The 809-nt window shown below is 55.5% G+C and carries 1 protein-coding gene; it reads left to right on the top strand.

Annotated elements, in window-relative coordinates:
* Window positions 1-48 precede the first annotated feature (48 nt).
* Window positions 49-759, top strand: coding sequence for an IS6 family transposase (locus ACR0ID_RS20425; RefSeq protein ID WP_480608430.1), 711 nt, complete (start codon window positions 49-51; stop codon window positions 757-759).
* The last annotated feature ends 50 nt before the right edge of the window (window positions 760-809 follow it).

Here is an 809-nt window from a genome sequence, read left to right as displayed (position 1 = left end):
CGGTATTGCCAAGTTGTCTGGCATTTCGACGACGACTAAATGCAATGAATGAACATTCCATCCAGCATGCCGCGTCTGAAGGGCTTTCGCTACCCTCGTGAGGTCATTGCCTACGCGGTTTGGGCATACCATCGGTTTGCCTTGAGCACTGCGGATGTCGAAGATCTCTTAGCGGAACGGGGTGTCATCGTGAGCCGAGAAACCATTCGGCTCTGGGTTAATCGGTTCGGCGCGCATTTTGCCGCCTGCATCCGGCGCGATCGCCCTAAGCCAAACGACAAATGGCACATGGACGAGGTTGTCATCACGATCCGCGGCAAGAAGCACTGGTTGTGGCGGGCCATCGACGCGAACGGCGACGTTCTCGATATCCTCGTGCAAACGCGGCGAAATGCAAAGGCGGCCAAGCGGTTTTTCAAAAGATTGGTCGCTCAGTTTGGTGAGCCAAGGGTCGTGATCACAGACAAGTTGCGCAGCTACATCAAGCCCGTCAGCGCCTTGGCACCACAGGCCGACCACCGGGCCCACAAAGGGTTGAATAATGCGATCGAAGTTTCGCACAGAATGACCCGTAAGCGGGAGAAGTTGTTTGGTCGGTTCAAGTCACATCGACAAGCTCAGAGGTTTCTGTCCGCGCATGACCAGATCAACCTGATATACCGTCCCCGCCGCTATCAACTCACCGCAACCTCATACCGCCATGCCCGCAACGATGCGTTCAGTCTCTGGGCCGCTTACACCGCCGAAATGGCAGCATAACCCTACTTTTCCAATGCTTCACAATCGGCCGGCAACAACTTGGCAATACC

Source organism: Ruegeria sp. AL2 (assembly GCF_056540845.1).
The sequence above is the reverse complement of the archived record's forward strand: the minus strand, read 5'-3'. Positions and strand labels throughout refer to the sequence as shown.

Excerpts from the sequence above, each read along its gene's own strand:
- ACR0ID_RS20425 (WP_480608430.1), top strand. The coding sequence starts at position 49 with ATGAACATTCCATCCAGCATGCCGCGTCTGAAGGGCTTTCGCTACCCT.